General features: G+C 68.7%; 11 protein-coding genes and 1 tRNA gene. 5 read left to right on the top strand and 7 right to left on the bottom strand.

Annotated features, from left to right (window positions below; translation table 11 throughout):
- Nucleotides 1–98 precede the first annotated feature (98 nt).
- On the bottom strand, nt 99–1,715 hold the full coding sequence (locus tag C5708_RS18590) for an amidase family protein (RefSeq protein WP_242923432.1): 1,617 nt from the start codon (nt 1,713–1,715) through the stop codon (nt 99–101).
- A gap of 121 nt (nt 1,716–1,836) precedes the next feature.
- Nucleotides 1,837–2,571 (bottom strand): TlyA family RNA methyltransferase, encoded by a 735-nt coding sequence (locus tag C5708_RS18585; protein ID WP_242923431.1) that lies wholly within the window; start codon nt 2,569–2,571, stop codon nt 1,837–1,839.
- 96 nt (nt 2,572–2,667) lie between these two features.
- On the opposite strand from C5708_RS18585, the gene C5708_RS18580 reads away from it, so the two are divergent.
- Nucleotides 2,668–4,161: an amidase gene (locus C5708_RS18580; protein WP_242923430.1), complete on the top strand. Its 1,494-nt coding sequence runs from the start codon at nt 2,668–2,670 to the stop codon at nt 4,159–4,161.
- Between the two features lie 60 nt (nt 4,162–4,221).
- Here the strand turns inward: C5708_RS18580 and C5708_RS18575 are convergent, their stop codons facing one another.
- A complete protein-coding gene (locus C5708_RS18575; RefSeq protein ID WP_242923429.1) occupies nt 4,222–5,967 on the bottom strand; it encodes a class I adenylate-forming enzyme family protein in 1,746 nt (581 codons plus the stop codon).
- Between the two features lie 306 nt (nt 5,968–6,273).
- Here C5708_RS18575 and C5708_RS18570 point away from each other — a divergent pair, with 306 nt between their 5' ends.
- The gene (locus C5708_RS18570) at nt 6,274–7,461 is read left to right on the top strand and encodes an FAD-dependent monooxygenase (protein WP_242923428.1); all 1,188 of its coding nucleotides are present in this window, start codon (nt 6,274–6,276) and stop codon (nt 7,459–7,461) included.
- Here the strand turns inward: C5708_RS18570 and C5708_RS18565 are convergent.
- From C5708_RS18565 to C5708_RS18550, 4 genes are all read right to left on the bottom strand, one after another.
- Entirely contained in the window at nt 7,436–10,108 is a 2,673-nt protein-coding gene (locus C5708_RS18565) for a valine--tRNA ligase (protein ID WP_242923427.1), read from the bottom strand. The two genes, C5708_RS18570 and C5708_RS18565, sit on opposite strands and share 26 nt — an antisense overlap.
- A 112-nt stretch (nt 10,109–10,220) precedes the next feature.
- Entirely contained in the window at nt 10,221–10,778 is a 558-nt protein-coding gene (locus C5708_RS18560; RefSeq protein WP_278254059.1) for a DUF2497 domain-containing protein, read from the bottom strand.
- A 151-nt stretch (nt 10,779–10,929) separates the two neighbouring features.
- Nucleotides 10,930–12,432 carry a TolC family outer membrane protein gene (locus C5708_RS18555; protein WP_242923424.1) on the bottom strand — a complete coding sequence of 501 codons (1,503 nt, stop codon included), beginning with the start codon at nt 12,430–12,432 and terminating at the stop codon, nt 10,930–10,932.
- Nucleotides 12,433–12,652: 220 nt separating this feature from the next.
- On the bottom strand, nt 12,653–13,219 hold the full coding sequence (locus C5708_RS18550; protein ID WP_242923422.1) for a protein-L-isoaspartate O-methyltransferase: 567 nt from the start codon (nt 13,217–13,219) through the stop codon (nt 12,653–12,655).
- A gap of 172 nt (nt 13,220–13,391) precedes the next feature.
- Here C5708_RS18550 and C5708_RS18545 point away from each other — a divergent pair.
- The 3 genes from C5708_RS18545 (at nt 13,392) to C5708_RS18535 (ending at nt 16,039) form a co-directional block, all read left to right on the top strand.
- Nucleotides 13,392–13,465: transfer RNA gene (locus C5708_RS18545), tRNA-Cys, on the top strand.
- A 465-nt stretch (nt 13,466–13,930) separates the two neighbouring features.
- Nucleotides 13,931–14,113: a hypothetical protein gene (locus C5708_RS18540; RefSeq protein WP_242923420.1), complete on the top strand. Its 183-nt coding sequence runs from the start codon at nt 13,931–13,933 to the stop codon at nt 14,111–14,113.
- A 915-nt stretch (nt 14,114–15,028) separates the two neighbouring features.
- Entirely contained in the window at nt 15,029–16,039 is a 1,011-nt protein-coding gene (locus tag C5708_RS18535) for a hypothetical protein (RefSeq protein ID WP_242923418.1), read from the top strand.
- Nucleotides 16,040–16,382 lie beyond the last annotated feature (343 nt).

The raw sequence follows: 16,382 nt of genomic DNA, 5'->3' as shown, positions 1-16,382 counted from the left end.
CGCCCCGAGCGTCGATCGGAAAGCCGCCCTTCGCAGGGCGGCTTTCTTTTTGGCCAAACCTCTTAGCCAGACGCCGCTGGAAGGCCGCGCGCCGGCCTTCAATAGGCGAAGCGGTCGCCGGCGAGGGGCGGCGTCGTGACCGGCTGACGCAAGGCCTGGGTCCTCTGTTCGAACGCGAAGCCGAGGCCGAGCAGCTTCTGTTCGCTGAACTCGGGCCCCACGAACGACACGCCGACCGGCAAGCCGTCGGGCGTGAAGCCGCCGGGAACGGTCAGTTCGGGCCAGCCGGCGAGGCTCGCCAGGATCTGGCCGAAGTTGCCGAACAGGCCGCGTGCGTTCCGTTTCGGGCGTTCGCCCAGCTTGTTGATGCGCGTCGTCTGCGTCGGATAGACGATGGCGTCCAACCGGTTCCGAACCAGGACGGCCTGCATCATGGCTTTCACGTACTGGCGGCCCTGGTCCCGCGCGGCGAGGTAATAGGCGTCGGTCGGCGGCGTCGCGGCGGCTTCCTCGCGATACCCGCCCAGGCGGCCGGGGTTCGGCGTGGCGCCCGTCGGCGGGGACGAGGCCAGCGCCTCGCTCATCGCCAGGATCTCCGCGTGGCTCCGGGGCGCGCCCGGCGGGAACGACGCGGCCAGATAGGCGTCGAGGCTGGGCGCGGATTCGGTGCACACCAGGATCGACTGCAGCTCGCCGCCAAGCCGAACCAGGCCGGCGGGCAGTTCGACCTCGACCACGGTCGCGCCGCCGGCCTTCAAAGCCTCGACGGCGGCGTTCATCACCGCATCCACCTCGGGATCGTCGCCCGAGAAGTCGCGCCGTGGAAAGCCGATCCGCACGCCTCGCAGGGCGTCGGCGTTCAGGCCCTGCATGAAATCGGCCGGATAACGGCCGTCGGCGTCGCGCGCCGCCGGCGACCGGCGGTCGATCCCCTCCAGAAGGCTCAGCATCAGCGCCGCGTCCGCCACCCGCCGCGTGATGGGGCCGACGGCGTCCAGCGTCGGCGCGCTGGGCTGGACGCCCGCATTGTTGATGACCCCGGTCGTCGGCCGCAGACCGACGACGCCGTTGGTGGCGGCGGGCCAGCGCACCGATCCGGTGGTGTCGGTGGCGATGGCGATGGGCGCGTAGCCGGCGGCGACGCCCGCCGCCGCTCCGCTGGACGAGCCCGCCGGACTGTAGTCCAGCGCGTGCGGATTGTGCGTCTGGCCCCCCAGCGAGCTCATCGTCGGGCCCGAGGCCAGCTCGCTCAAATTGGTCTTGGCGAGGATGATCGCGCCCGCGTCGCGCAGCCTTGCGACCACGCTCGCGTCCGAACGGGGAACCGCGCCCTTCAACCCGTAGAAGCCGAGCGTGGTCGGAAGATCGCGGGTGTTGATGTTGTCCTTCAACAGCACGGGAACGCCGTGCAGCGGAGAGCGCGGCCCCTTCTTCCGCCGCTCGGCGTCGAGCGCCCGCGCCTCGGCGAGCGCATGCGGGTTCAGCGTGATGATCGCGTCGAGCTTGGGCTCATAGGCCGCGATCCGCGCCAGCGACAGCCTCACCAGCTGCTCGGACGTCAGCGCCCCGGCGTCCATGGCCCGGTCGAGATCGGCGACCGTCGCCGTCTCCAGATCCAGGCTTGCGCGGGGCTGGCCGACCGCCTGCAAAGGCTGCGCAAGCACCAGCAAGGCCATCACCGGCCACGTCGCGACGAAACCCTGCAGGCGCGTCATGCCGTCCCCCTTCCCTCGCCGACCGCGGGGCCGGCCCCGAAGTCCGTTTCCGCCGGACCTTGAGGCGCGGAGATCGGGGCGTCTGCTTACAAATGCGCAATGCGGGCGCGGCCTGGGCGCGTCAGCCGGCCGTCCGGCGCGCCCAGGCCAGGTATTCGAGGTTGCCGTCGCCCCCGGCCACCGGGCTCTCCGCGGTCGCCCGGACCGTCCAGCCCAGGTCGTTCAACTCGGCCTCGACCCGGGCCAGCACCGCGGCCCGCACCGCGGTGTCGCGCACCAGTCCGCCCCGGCCCACATGCTCGGGCCCCGCCTCGAACTGCGGCTTGACCAGCGCGATCAGGTCGGCGTCCGGCGCCGCCAGGGCCAGGGCGGCCGGCAGCACCTTGGCCAGGCCGATGAAGCTGGCGTCGCAGACGACCAGCCCAGGGGCTTGGGGGACGAGCGCGCGGTCCAGGCGGCGGGCGTCGACGCCCGACAGGTCGCTGACCCGCGGATCGGCGGCGAGGCTGGGATGCAGCTGGCCGCGCCCGACGTCGACGGCGTAGACGTGCGCCGCCCCCCGAGCCAGGCAGACCTGGGTGAAGCCGCCGGTGGAGGCGCCGACGTCCAGCGCCGTCCGCCCCGCCACGTCGACCGGCCACAGGCCCAGGGCGTGGTCGAGCTTCAGCCCCCCGCGCCCGACCCAGGGATGGGCCGGCTCGGCCTGGATGTCGGCGTCCTCGTCGAGCGATTCGGCGGCCCGCGCCACCGGCCGCCCGGCCGCCGTCACCCGCCCCGCCTCGATGGCGGCGCGGGCCTTGGCCCGGCTGTCGAACAGCCCCCGTTCGACCAGGAGAACATCGGCGCGCTTTCGCATGGCCCACGCCATAGCACGACTTGCGCCCGCGCACGCCGCCCGCCAAGTTGCCAACGATAAGGAACGCGCTGACGACGTTCCGTGGGAGGCGACCAGATGAATTCGATCACCCGCCGGGGCCTGCTGGCCTCTGCTCCCGTGCTGGCGGCCGGCGCGGCCCCGGCCGCCGTCATGGCGAGATCCGTCCAGGCCAAGGCCGCCCATCCCGACGCGGTCGGCCTCGCCCAGATGATCCGTAAACGGCAGATCAGCGCGCTGGAGGCCGTCGATCTGGCCATCGGCCGGGCCGAGGCGTTGCAGCCCAAGCTGAATTTCCTGGTCACGCCGATGTTCGAGCGCGCCCGGGCCCGGGCCAAGGCCGGCGGCCAGACCGGCCCGTTCGCCGGCGTGCCGTTCCTGGTCAAAGATCTCAACGACGTCAAAGGCGTCCCCACCCGCTACGGCTCGCGGGTCAACCTCAAGAACCCGGCCGCCGAAAGCCAGGAGCCCTATATCGACGCGTTCGAGAAGGCCGGCCTGATCTTCATCGGCAAGTCGGCGACGCCGGAATATGGGTTCCTGCCGACCACCGAGCCGGTCGCCTTCGGCCCGACCCATAATCCCTGGAACCTGGCCCGTTCCAGCGGCGGCTCGTCGGGCGGCTCGGCCGCCGCCGTGGCGGCCGGCGTCGTGCCCTTCGCCCACGCCAACGACGGCGGCGGCTCCATCCGCATCCCGTCGGCCAATTGCGGCCTGTTCGGCCTCAAGCCCTCGCGCGGCCGCATGATCCCCGGCCGGCCCAGCTCGCGGGCCCTGGACATCGCGGTCGAGCACTGCGTCACCCGCAGCGTGCGGGACTCGGCGACCCTGTTCGCGGCCACCGAGCAGACCCAGGCGGGCGCGCCCCTGGCCCCGGTCGGTCTCGTGACCGGCCCAGACAAGCGCCGGTTGAAGGTCGGGCTGATCGTCGTCACCCTGACCGGCGGCCCGCCCGATCCCGAGGTGCGGGTCGCGACGGAAGAGGCGGCCAAGCTGCTGGAGGCCCTGGGCCACCATGTCGACCCCGCCCGCTGGCCGGTGGACGGCGTACGGTTCGGCCAGGACTTCACCACTCTGTGGGCGTCGGGCGCGGCGGCGCTGGTCGACGGCGTGGCCAAGCACATCGGCCGCCGCCCCGACGAGACCATGCTGGAGCCCTTCACCCTGGCCATGGCCGACCTGGTGCGCCAACTGCCGCCGGGCGGGCTCGACAAGGCGGTGGCCAACCTCAAGGCGGACAGCGCGGCCTACGACCGATGGTTCGACGCCTACGACGTCATCGTCTCGCCCGTGCTCGGCAAACCGCCGGTCGAGCTGGGCTATGTCGCCCCGACCGTAGACATGCCGACGCTGATCGAGCGGCTCACCGGCTATGTCGGCTACACCACCTTGCACAACGTCGCTGGCGCTCCGGCCATGAGCGTCCCCCTGCACTGGACCCCGGACGGCCTGCCGGTGGGCGTGCAGTTCGCCGCCCGCGCCGGCCAGGAGCGCACCCTGTTCCAGCTGGCCTACGAACTGGAACGCGCCCGACCGTGGGCCGGGCGCCGCCCGCCGCTGTGGGCCGCCTGAGGCGGCACGGCTTCTCGGGTCTCGCCCGGCGATCGGCCCGGACGAGACTGGGACGGGCCGTCAGGCCTCGGCGAACACCTTTTTCAGCTCGGTCTTGAGGATCTTGCCGTTGGCGTTGCGCGGCAGGGTCTCGGCCCAGAAGGTCACCTTGACCGGCACCTTGAACGCCGCCAGGCGGTCGGCGACGAAGGCGCGCAGCTCCGCCTCGGTGGCGGTCGCGCCGGGCTTGAGGTGGACCACCGCCCCCGGCTCTTCGCCCAGGGTCTTGTGCGGGATGCCGACCAGGGCGGCGTCCATCACCGCCGGGTGGTCGTAGAGGACGTTCTCGACCTCGATGCAGTAGATGTTCTCGCCGCCGCGGATCAGCATGTCCTTGGCCCGGTCGATGATGAAGCAGAAGCCTTCCTCGTCGATCCGCGCCAGATCGCCGGTCTTGACCCAGCCGTCGACGAAGGTCTGGGCGGTGGCCTCGGGCTTGTTCCAGTAGCCCTTCACCACGTTCGGACCCTTGCCCCACAGTTCGCCGACCTCGTTGGGGCCGAGCATCTTGCCGTCGGGATCGACGATCTTCATATCGCAGACCGGCACGGCCGGGCCGCAGCTGTCAGGCCGGTTCTCGTAGTCCTCGCCCTGGTGGTGGGTGAAGGTGGCCGAGGTCTCGGTCATGCCCCAGCCGTTGCCGGGCAGCGACTTGGGGAAGGTCTCGACGATCTTGCGCACCAGTTCCGGCGCCGAGGGCGCGCCGCCGTAGGAGACGCTCTCCAGCGACGACAGATCGTACTTGTGGCGGTTGGGATGCTCGATCAGCTGCCAGGCGATGGTCGGCACGCCGCCGGCGCCGCTGACCCTTTCGCGCTCGATGAGCTGCATGGCCAGTTCGGGCTCCCACTTGCGCATCAGCACCAGCTTGGCCCCGGCGAACAGCGACGGCGACAGCACCGCGAAGCAGCCGGTGGCGTGGAAGAACGGCACCGACAGCAGGGTCGATCGCTGCGGGCCGGCCGGATCGGGCGTCGGCGGCATCTCGCCCTTGCGCAGGAAGGTGCGCGCGCCGGAGATGGCCGAGGCCATGATGTTGGAGACGATGTTGCGGTGGGTGCCCAGCGCCCCCTTCGGCTTTCCGGTGGTGCCGGAGGTGTAGAAGATCGTGGCGTCGTCCTCGGGCGTCAGATCGGCATCCGGCAGCGCCCCCTCCGGCAGCGCGCCCCAGTCGTTGACCTGACCCAGGACGTCCTCCAGGCGGGTGATCCAGGGGTGGGTGATCTCTTCGGTGGCGCGGGCGACATAGACCCGTTGCAGGTCCGGGCAATTGGGCAGGTGCTCGGCGAGGCGGTCCAGACGCTCGGCGTCCATGACGGCGATCTTGGCGCCGGAATCGGTCAGGCCGTACTCAAGCTCCGGCCCGGTCCACCAGGCGTTCAGCGGCGTGACGATGGCGCCGACGCCGGCGGCGGCGAAGAACGCCACGGGCCATTCCGGCAGGTTTCGCATGATGATGGCGACGCGGTCGCCCTTGCGCACGCCCTGGGCCAGGAATTCCTTGGCCAGGGCCACGACGGCGCGCCCGAAGGTGGTGAAGGTGGCGCGGTCGCCCTCATAGACCAGGAAGGTGCGCTCGCCGTGGGCGAGCCCCGCCTGAAAGACCTGGCGCAGGGTCGGCGGCGCGTTCTTCCATGTTCGCGTCGGCACGCCGCGGATGACCACCTCCTCCATCTCGAACGGCTGGCCGGGCGCGGTCAGAAGCGCATGGGCCTGGGCGATGGACATGGCGGGCCAAACGGGCTTCGCCATCGCGGCGTCAGTCATGGGGCGTTCTCCGAAATGTGCGAGGCATGTCTTGGCGCATGCTTTCGTCCCAAGTGAACAAGCATAACCTGAAGCCGGATGCAAACGAGCGTTTGGGCGACGCATGTTCGCCCGACACGGGAACCTTATGGCCTCTCAAAGCCTTTTTCCCGCTGAGAGAGAAATTCGAGGGCGATCGCTTAAGACCCTGCTAACCCTTAGCCTGCCGGGGCTCTTCCCGGCGTCCGGTTCCCTGACGACCGGCGGCGCTCGCTAGACGCGGCCCGCAGGCGACGCAGGGCGCCGCACAACATCGCGAGAGAACGCATGGAGGATTTCGATTTCGAAGTCGCCAGCTTTGTTCCGTACGCGTTGGACCAGATTTTGATTGTCGGCGCCGGCATGGCCGGGTCGCTGCTGGCGTTCGTGCTGTCGCGCGCCGGTTACGGCGTGACGGTCTTCGACCCGCACCGGCGGCCGCCGCCGATGTTCCGCAACGAAAAGCTGGGCGACGAACAGATCGTCCTGCTGCGCCGCTACGACGCCCTGTCCTGTTTCGCCGACGTCTGCTGGCCCCCGGAGGGCCATCCCCACGCCTATCCGGCCGATGCGCGCCCCTCGCTGACCGACTGCGGCGCGCCGCACCACGCCTGGCTGACCTCGGTGCGGGACGCCTGGCCGGCCAATGTCCGGTTCGTGGAGGCCGCCGTCGACAGCATCGCCACTTCGGACGACATGCAGGTGGTGACGACCGCGACCGGGGAACGGTTCGCCGGCCGCCTGGTGGTGGTGGCCACCGGACGCGCGCCCCGGCTGCTGGACGAACTGGGCCTGCGCCGCCGGGCGATCAGCCCCGGCCACTCGGTCTGCCTCGGCTTCAGCGTGGCGCTGGACAGCTCGCCTTCGGTGGTGGTCCAGGGCCTGCCCGGCGCCGGGATCGGCTATGTCAGCATCTTCCCCATGCCCGGCGAGACGCGGGTCAACGTCTTCAGCTACCGCCCCCTCGACGATCCATGGACCCGGCGGATGAGCCGCTCGCCCCTGGAGGCGCTGGCCGAGGTTTCGCCTGACGCCGCCGAAATCCTGGCCGGCGCGCGCGTCGTCCGCCGCTGCGAGGCCCGCGGCACCGACCTCTATCGGGTCGACCAGCCGGCGCGGGACGGGGTGGTGCTGATCGGCGACGCCTTCCACGCGCCCTGCCCGGCGTCCGGCACCGGCATGCTGCGCATCCTCAACGACATCGACGTCCTGGCCCGGACGCACATCCCGCAATGGCTGGGCAGCGAGGGCATGGCGCGAACCAAGATCGCCCGCTTCTACGCCGACCCGGCCAAGCGGCGGATCGACCGGCGCTCTCTGTCGATCTCGCTGCGGGCCCGGGGCTCGAAGGTCGGCCGGGGGCCCTATTGGGCCCTGCACCGGACCGCCGTCGGCGTCCGCAGCGCGCTGCGGACGGCGATCGCCGCGGCCCCGGTCCGGCGGGCGGCGGTCAGTCGGCCGCAACCAGGCGTCTGAGCGCCGCTTCCAGCTTGGCCTTGGCCGCCTCGGCCTCGGCCAGGCGCTCGCGGGTTTCCTCGACCACCTCTTCCTTGGCGCGCGCCACGAAGTCGGGGTTGCCGAGCTTCTTGGCCGTGCGTTCGACGTCGGCGGCCAGGACCCCGACCTCCTTGGCCAGGCGGGCCTTCTCCGCCGACAGGTCGATGAACTCGGCCACCGGCAGCGCCAAGGTCGCCCCGTCGACGACGAAGGCGATGGCCCCGTGCGGCGCGGCGGCCTCGAACCGCACCCCGCCGACGCGGAGGGTCGAGGCGATCACCGCCGCATTGGCCTGGAAGATGGCCTGCTGTTCCGCCGAGGCGTCGACGACGATCAGGTGCGGGCGGGCCGAGGGCGGCACGTTCAGCTCCGAGCGCACCGAGCGCCCCTCGCCCACCGCGCCGACGATCAGGCCGATCTCGCTCTCGGCGTCGACGTCGATCCACGCCAGGGGCAGGTCCGGCCAGCGCGCCGTGATCAGCTGGGCCTCGCCGGCCGCGCGCGGCGGACCGCCGAATTCGGCCAGCTTGTCCCACAGCTCCTCGGTGATGAACGGCGTCACCGGGTGCAGCAGCTTGAGGATGACGTCGAGCACCCAGGCCGTCGTGGCGCGGGTCTCGGCCTTGGCCGCCTCGTCGTCGCCGTTGAGGATCGGTTTGGCCAGCTCCAGGTGCCAGTCGCAGAACACGTTCCAGATGAAGCGGTAGAGCGCGTTGGCCGCGTCGTCGAAGGCGCAGGCCTCCAGCGCCCGCGTCACCTCGTGCGCGGTCTTCACCGTCTCGCCGCGAATCCAGCGGTTGAGGGTCTGACCGACCGCGCCGGGGTCGAAGCCCTCGACGCGAAGGCACTCGTTCATCTGGCAGAACCGGGCGGCGTTCCACAGCTTGGTGCCGAAGTTGCGGTAGCCCTCGATGCGCTGGCGCGACAGCTTGATGTCGCGCGCCTGGCCCGACATCGCCGTCAGGGTGAAGCGCAGGGCGTCGCAGCCATAGGCGTCGACCAGTTCGAGGGGGTCCATGACGTTCCCCTTCGACTTCGACATCTTCTGCCCCTTCTCGTCGCGGATCAGGGCGTTGATGAAGACGCGCTTGAAGGGGACGCGATCCTGAAAGTGCAGGCCCATCATCATCATCCGGGCGACCCAGAAGAAGATGATGTCGAAGCCGGTGACCAGGGTGTGGGTCGGATAGAACCGCTTCAGGTCGGAGGTCTCTTCCGGCCAGCCCAGGGTCGAGAACGGCCACAGGCCAGACGAGAACCAGGTGTCGAGGACGTCCTCGTCCTGCGCCAGGGGCTCGTCGCGGCCATAGCGTTCGCGGGCGGCCGCCTTCACCTCGCCCTCGCTCTCGGCGACGAAGATATGGCCGTCCGGCCCGTACCAGGCCGGGATGCGGTGGCCCCACCAGAGCTGGCGCGAGATGCACCACGGCTCGATGTTGCGCAGCCACTCGAAGTAGGTCTTCTCCCAGTTGCGGGGCTCGAAGACGGTGTCGCCCTCTTCCACCGCCTTGATGGCCGGCTGGGCCAGGGTGTGGGCGTCGACGTACCACTGGTCGGTCAGATAGGGCTCGATGACCACGCCGGAGCGGTCGCCGTGCGGCACCATATGGCGGGTCTTTTCGATCCCGCGCAGCAGGCCGAGCGCCTCGAACGCCTCGACGACCTTCTTGCGGGCGACGAAACGGTCAAGGCCGCGATAGGCCTCAGGGGCGTTCTCGTTCACGCGGGCGAACGGATCGAGGATGTTGATCTGCGGCAGCTTGTGGCGCTTGCCGACCTGGAAGTCGTTGAAATCGTGAGCCGGGGTGATCTTGACCGCGCCCGAGCCCTTTTCCGGGTCGGCGTAGTCGTCGGCGACGATCGGGATCAGCCGTCCGACGATCGGCAGGCGCACGTTCTTTCCGACCAGACCCCTGTAACGCTCGTCGTCCGGGTGCACGGCCACGGCCGCGTCGCCCAGCATGGTCTCCGGCCGGGTGGTGGCGACGACGATCTCGCCCGAGCCGTCCTCCAGCGGATAGGCCAGATGCCAGTAGTGGCCATCGACCTCCTTCTGCTCGACCTCGAGGTCGGAGATGGCGGTCTGGAAGAACGGGTCCCAGTTGACCAGCCGCTTGTCGCGATAGATCAGCTGCTCGCGATAGAGCTGGACGAACACCTTGCGGACGGCGGCCGACAGCCCGTCGTCCAGGGTGAAGCGCTCGCGGCTCCAGTCGCAGGACGCGCCCAGGCGGCGCAGCTGGTTGACGATGGTCCCCCCGGACTTGGCCTTCCATTCCCAGACCTTGGCGACGAACTCGTCGCGGCCGAGATCGCGGCGGCCGACATTGCCCTCGGCGGCGAGCTGGCGCTCGACCACCATCTGGGTGGCGATGCCGGCGTGATCGGTGCCGGGCAGCCACAGGGCGGCCTTGCCGCGCATCCGCTCGAAGCGGATCAGCACGTCCTGCAGCGTGTTGTTCAGCGCATGGCCGATGTGCAGGCTGCCAGTGACGTTCGGCGGCGGGATGACGATGGAGAACGGCTCGGCGTTCGGGTCGTCCGTCGGCGCGAAGGCGCCGGAGGCTTCCCATTGCGCATAGAGGCGCGGTTCGACGGTTTTGGGATCGAAGGTCTTTTCAAGCATGACGAATTTCGGCGGCGCATCGGAGTGGCGCCGCCGTGCCTATTACAAGGTGTGGACGAGAAAGCGAAGCGGCGTCGCGCGGTCCGGTCGCCGGACCGCGCGTCATGGTCGCCTAGCGTACGTTGCGGCGGGCGATCCGCTCGACTTCCTGCTGGACGGTCGCCTGGACGATGTCGGGCAGGTGGGTGTCGAGCCATTCCTTGAGCAGCGGGCGCAACAGGTCGCGCACCACCTCGTCGAGCGTGAGGCCGGCGGGCGGCATGGCGATATGCTGGTGCAGCATGCCGAAGTGCGAGGCCGAGGCCGAGGCGGCGTCGCGGCCGACCAGGCCCTCGACATGTTCGGCGACGGAGGCGGCCAGCGGCGGCGCGGCGGCCAGGACGGGGGCCGGCTCGTGCACGGGCGCCGGCGCGGGAGCCGGCGGCGGCTCATGCGCGGCCTCGGCGGTGTAGACGTCCAGATCGCCGTGGCTTTCGACGGCCGCATGCGGCTCGTCGACGCGTTCGGTGAGGTCGAGGATGTCTTCTTCCTCGGTCACGGTCTCGGAAAAGGGCGCGGGCTCGGCCTCGACCACGGGGGCCGGATGGGCCGGCGCCTCGGCGTGGGCGGGCCCGGCCGCCGGTTCGTCTTCAGAAATGATCCGCCGGATGGAGGCGAGAATCTCCTCCATCGTGGGTTCTTGCGAAGATTGGTCCGCCATTTTTCCCGCCGTGACAGAATCGCTGGATCGCGAACGCCCAAGTCTAGGCGCTTTCGGCGATCCTGCAATTTTCCGCGGGCTTCGCAAGTCGGAGATTTGCGAAGCCCTTGTCGCTATTTGGCTATTGCGGCGCCTTCGCCGTCGGGATCGGCTGGTCGACGCCGGTCGGCCGGGCGCGGATCGCCGGCGCGCCGACGGAATCCAGCGCCTGGACGGCGCCTTCCCACGGCACCGCGCCCGATCGCCGCACCTTGTTGAACGACTTGGCCGGATCGTAGAGCGGCGCGTCGGCGGCCAGGTAGCGCGCCTCCAGCGAGCCCATGGCGCTCAGCACCGCCGCGGCGGCGACATAGGCGTCGTGGCGGGCGTTGACCAGGGCCAGCTGGGCGTTGCGCAGCTCCTGCTCGGCGTTCAGCACGTCGAGCGTGGTGCGCAGGCCGACCTGGTTCTCCTGGCGCGTGCCTTCGTAGGCGATCTCGGTCGCCTTAACCTGCTGCTCGTTGGAGATCAGGTTGGCGCGGGCCGCCAGCAGCTGGTTCCAGGCCTGGGAGACCTGCTGCACCGTCTGGCGCTTGGCGCCCTCGAGGCCGATGCGGGCGGCGTTGTCGCGCTCGGCCGCCTGGCGGATCTGCGACGAATAGAGGCCGCCGGTGAACAGCGGCACCGAGGCGGTGACCACGCCGGTGATGTTGCGCTGGTCGGCCCATTCCGACCGGCCGAAGGAATCGGCGCCGGCGTAGCCGAAGCCGCCGCGCACGCTGACGGTCGGACGCGTCTGGGCCTTGGCGGCGGCCACGCGGGCGGCGGCGGCCTGCTCGGCGTAGTCGGCCGACAGGATCGACGGATTGCGCTTCTCCGCAGTCTCGAACGCCTGCTCGACCGTCGCCGGCAGGACATGGCCGAGATCGGGCTCGGCGGCCAGGTCGCCGGGGTTCTGGCCGACCACGGCGGCGTAGGTCGAGCGGCTGATGGCCAGCTGGGCCTGGGCCGAGGACAGCGACGCCTGGGCGGCGGCCAGCCGGGCCTCGGACTGGGCCACGTCGGTGCGGGTGATTTCACCCACCTCGAAGCGGGCCTTCGACTCTTCGAGCTGCCGTTTCAGGACGTTGACGTTCTCCTGCGAGATGCCCAGGGCCTGCTGGTCGCGACGCACGCTGACATAGGCCGACACCACGTTCTGCAGGACGGTGCTCTCGACCTGGCGCAGCTGTTCGCGGCCCGAGAGCACATCGGCCTCGGCGGCGCGGATCCCCGCGCCCAGCGCCCCGCCCGAATAGAGGGTCTGGGTGATCGACAGCGTGGCGTCGGTGCTGCGCGCCTCGGGGCCCACGACCTGCTTGCCGGTGACCGGGTCGTTCTGAACCAGGCTTTCGGAGTTCTGGTAGTTGTAGTCGGCGGTGACCTTCGCGGTCGGCCGCAGCCCGGCCCGGGCCTGGACATAGTTCTCGTCGGTCGCCCGCAGCTGGGCGCGCTGGGCCTGCAGCGTCGGATTGGTCTGATAGGCCAGGGCGATGGCGTCGGCGAGCGTCTCCGCGGAGGCGGGCGCGGAGGCGACGAGGAACGCGGCCAAGGCGCCGGCGCTGCAAACGGAGGCCAGCAGCCCGGCCCGGCGACTCTTGCGCATAAAGGTCTATCCCCAACAACCGTGAACGCTTACCGAAAGGCCAGCGCGTTTCATCCCATACCGCGCCTGTAGCGTCAGTCGCCAGCCGGAGCGAGTTAAGCTTTTTTCACGCGCGCCAAGCCGGCCGTTGCTCGGGAAACCGTCCAAAGCCGGTCGTGGAAGGCGTCGTCCCCCTCGCCTATCCCCGCGCGGCCGCCCTTTTTGCTTGGGCCTCGCCCGCTCAGAAGGCGAAGCCGGCGGGAGCCTCGAACCCGGCCAGGACCGGGGGGGTGGCGTCGAAGGCGTCGACCACGCCGACGTCGTCGGCCCCGCGCAGGTGGATGCGCGCGCGGCCCACCGGCCCGTTGCGCTCGATCGCGCCCAGCCGGCCTTCCGGCGCCAGCGCCTGCAGCCATGCGGCCGGGACGGCGGACACCGCCCCCTCGACGATGATCAGGTCGTATTGGCCGGCCGCCCCCGCCAGGTCGGCGTCGACCCGCGTCACGTCCAGGCCGATATGCTCCAGCACGGCCGCCGCATAGGGCGCGGCGACCGCCAGGGCCTTCTCGCCGGCGCGCGGCTTCAGCGCCTGCAGCAGCTTGCCGACGTCGCGCGGCTTCAGCAGCCAGCGGCCCGGCGCATACTCGACGTCGACGTCGGCATAGGCCTGGAACGCCTTGTCCGCCGGGCAGAACGCCTCGCGCGCCACGGCCCGCATGGCGTCGTGAATGGCGACGTCGGTGACGTCGTTGGTCCGCACCTGGCTCTCGACCATGTTCAGCCGCGCCGCGCCGTAATCGACCGTCATGTACCCCTCGGCGGGGCTCTGCGCCCCGAAGCTGCCTGCGAAAGAGATGCCGCTTATAGGTCCGCCTTTAACGACTGCGCAATCGGCGCCTGTCAGACATTGCGGGCGGCGCGGGGTTCTGTTAGCCATCGCGCCTCCTTGGCGACGGCGATTTGCGCCGAAGCCCACCGGCGGCCTGGTGGCGGAGTGGTTACGCAGCGGACTGCAAATCCGCGTACCCGAGTTCGATTCTCGGCCAGGCCTCCAATAAGTTCAATGGGTTAGGAAATCGCTGTCGACGCGGTTTGCAGCTTGGTTTGCAAACGCGGTTGCCTGCTTGTTCAGGCTTTGGGACGTGCGAGCCGGAGTGCCGCCGCATCAGCGATGATTCCGCGATCGGCATAGGTGTCGAGCGACGCCAAATCACGAAGGGAATGGCCGGTGCACATGGCCACCTCCTGGGTGGTCCAGCCCTGACTAAGTCTGCGCGTCACAAACGTCCCGCGCAGGTCATGAAACGTGAGTCCCTTGATCTCCGCGGCAGCGCCGGATTATGTTGCTGAGCGACAAGAGCACGATCGTCCGCTGCGCCGAGACTTCCGCGCACCCTAGCCAGCTCGTCATCCTAGTCGGTGGCGATCGCGTCCTGTCCCCGCCCTTGGCCAGCATGCCGAAGTACCCGCAGACCCAATCCCAGCCGGGCCGGACGCCTAGGACGGCAGGGCCGACGCCATGACCACCCTACAACTGACCTGGGAGTTGACACCTGTCGGCGCAGGTTGGGATGTCGAGCCCGACACGGTCGTCTGGGTGAATGTGGCTAAGGTCGAAGCGTCGTTCGTGGTAGGTGATCAATGGGTCGGGCCGGGTGTGGCCGACCAAGCCGATACGACTCCGTCGGGCGACATTTCGTGAGCGGCCATCCGATCTTCATGCCCTACATTTCACTCGACCACGCCAACCAGATCCGGTTCACCGGTGGACGCCATAGGCTCGCCGGGTGCGAGACCATGGCGCGACGGCGCTTCCGGTCGCGACAGGCCGGGATCAGGCTGACCGCCTGCGGGAGCTTTTCGGTTCAGAAGAAGAAAACTGCCGGGTGGAGGCTCCTTGAATTAGCGTCGGGCTGTTGCGACTCCAAGTTCGGGAGCGTCGAAGTCGATACCCAGACAGTGGCCGACCGCCCAGCCGCGGACATAACGGCATGGCGTAATATTCAGGCTTCTCGGCAGGGCTATGAGTGCGCGCGGTCAACCCACGTCGTTGCCGAGCTGACGCCTAAGGCGCCTTGGCGGCGGAGGGCGCTGGCAAAGGCGTCCACAGACCCGCTCCAGAGCTCATGACGGATTCGTCCCCCTCTCGACTCGCCCGCCCATCTTGACAATCGGGCCCCAAAATAGAACAATTAGAGAACATTCCGATTTATGTCGTTAGCGCGGCCGCTCTTCTTTTGAGATGCGGAAAACCGACGAGCTATGATGGCTTGATGAGTGAGCCGCTTTTTCTGCGAGCCATGCGGCGAGCAGCTTTAGCTGAGGGTATCGAGCTTTCCGCTTGAGAACAGCTAGTGGGTCAAGGCTAGCTTGAAGGTCTGACGTGCGATCCGAAGACCGCCAACCGCCACGCGGAATCTGAAGCCCACTAGATAACAGGCGTTCATGATCTAGCCCCTCTCACGTCCGCGCAATCCAGCGTCCGAGAAACCCAACTGCGCGAAACGAGCCGGGCCGCGAGTTCACCCCAGCACCGTAACCTAAAGATCGCGCCCCGCAGGACGTCGATCAATTTCGATTATCCCCCAAAACGGATCTACGAGCGGAGCCCTTCTCAATGAAGCATCTGATCGTCGCCACCTTTGCGTGGCTCTTCGGCCTTTCTGCTGCTGAAGCGCAGGTAGTCGCTGGCAGCACAACCAACTGGCTAAACACGGCCTATCTCGCCGGCCAAATCGGTGGAGATGACACCATCTATGTGCCGCCGCTCAAATGCCTGTCAGATCCGAACAGCACGTACGCTAAGACGGCAACACCCTTCCTTTGCGGGCTATTCGCTGTGCAAAGCGCATCAAGTCCGACCGGCGCAACACCGCGCGCTCTCGATCTATTCTCGATCAATAACAGCTCAGTGTCATCTTCGGTCCCGATCTGGACCATCTATGCTGAAGCACACAACATCACCTCGGCTGGGGCGAACACCTATGTCGCCGAGTACGAAGCTCGAAACATCAAAGCGCCCCCTGCGTCCGCCTGGAACCCCTACCAGACGCCGGCGGGCACCGTGGATCTTGAATTGGGTTGTGGTGCGGGTCTCGCGGCAGCCGGACAATTCAACTGCAATGTCGCTGAATACATTGCCGCCAACCCCATGCCGTTCAATGCTGGCCTTTCCTTCCTGCCAGGCTCTGTCGCCGCCATCAGCGGAATTAGTCCGGCGATCCAGTCTCCTGCCAACTATGGCTTCGAGTGGTGGTCCAGCGCATCAAACCGCGTCGCTTACCTCTATGCCGATGCAGCCGGCTCGCTCCAACTCGCACCGACAGCCAACGTGGTTTTGCCCGATGGGCATGGCCTCGGCTGGGGCGTCACCGCCAACCAGACCAGCATCGGAGGCAGTACGGCCAGCGCGATCATGACCTTCAATGTCGGTGGGGTCGAGCAAGGGCGTTGGGTCAACGGTGCGCTAGATATTGGCACCACCCTCGGCGCATCCGGCTACAAGCTCAACGTCAACGGCAACATCAACGGCGTCGGCTATTATAATAACGGAGTGGCAGGCGTGACCTGTAACGGGCCGCCGTCCGCCCAATTCGCCACTGCAGGGGGGATCGTCACCCACTGTTAACGAGCACTTCGCGCCCCAACTTCGAAACGCTCCACTGCGCCCCGGGAGCAGCGAGGCGGACCAGAGCGCATGGCAAATCCAACTAGGGGCGAAAATCGCCCCTAGTTTTGGCCAGTGAGCGGCTCGCGCAGTAGCTTCAGCCAATTTGCGGGAGGCAACCTCGCCGCCACAACGAGCGCGGATCGTGCGCGTCTTGGTGTACTTTCTGAAAAGCGCACTAAGTCGATTTTTGCGTCAGCCTTGTCGCTAGACTTTCGCGAGCGCTCGATCTGCGACCGGGCGGTCGGCTAGGCCGGCACTACCATCGCTTGTAGCATGTTCGTTGTGAATCGGCGTGGAAAAT

The organism is Caulobacter sp. CCUG 60055, assembly GCF_022750545.1.
Lineage (GTDB): Bacteria > Pseudomonadota > Alphaproteobacteria > Caulobacterales > Caulobacteraceae > PUIC01.
This window is presented reverse-complemented; position numbering and strand designations above follow the sequence as displayed.

Bases quoted from the DNA above. Each gene is read 5' to 3' on its own strand.
- C5708_RS18540 (WP_242923420.1), top strand. From the start codon at position 13,931: ATGACCACCCTACAACTGACCTGGGAGTTGACACCTGTCGGCGCAGGT.
- C5708_RS18580 (WP_242923430.1), top strand. From the start codon at position 2,668: ATGAATTCGATCACCCGCCGGGGCCTGCTGGCCTCTGCTCCCGTGCTG.
- C5708_RS18570 (WP_242923428.1), top strand. From the start codon at position 6,274: ATGGAGGATTTCGATTTCGAAGTCGCCAGCTTTGTTCCGTACGCGTTG.
- C5708_RS18575 (WP_242923429.1), bottom strand. From the start codon at position 5,967: ATGACTGACGCCGCGATGGCGAAGCCCGTTTGGCCCGCCATGTCCATC.
- C5708_RS18585 (WP_242923431.1), bottom strand. From the start codon at position 2,571: ATGCGAAAGCGCGCCGATGTTCTCCTGGTCGAACGGGGGCTGTTCGAC.
- C5708_RS18560 (WP_278254059.1), bottom strand. From the start codon at position 10,778: ATGGAGGAGATTCTCGCCTCCATCCGGCGGATCATTTCTGAAGACGAA.
- C5708_RS18550 (WP_242923422.1), bottom strand. From the start codon at position 13,219: ATGACGGTCGATTACGGCGCGGCGCGGCTGAACATGGTCGAGAGCCAG.
- C5708_RS18565 (WP_242923427.1), bottom strand. From the start codon at position 10,108: ATGCTTGAAAAGACCTTCGATCCCAAAACCGTCGAACCGCGCCTCTAT.
- C5708_RS18555 (WP_242923424.1), bottom strand. From the start codon at position 12,432: ATGCGCAAGAGTCGCCGGGCCGGGCTGCTGGCCTCCGTTTGCAGCGCC.
- C5708_RS18590 (WP_242923432.1), bottom strand. From the start codon at position 1,715: ATGACGCGCCTGCAGGGTTTCGTCGCGACGTGGCCGGTGATGGCCTTG.
- C5708_RS18535 (WP_242923418.1), top strand. From the start codon at position 15,029: ATGAAGCATCTGATCGTCGCCACCTTTGCGTGGCTCTTCGGCCTTTCT.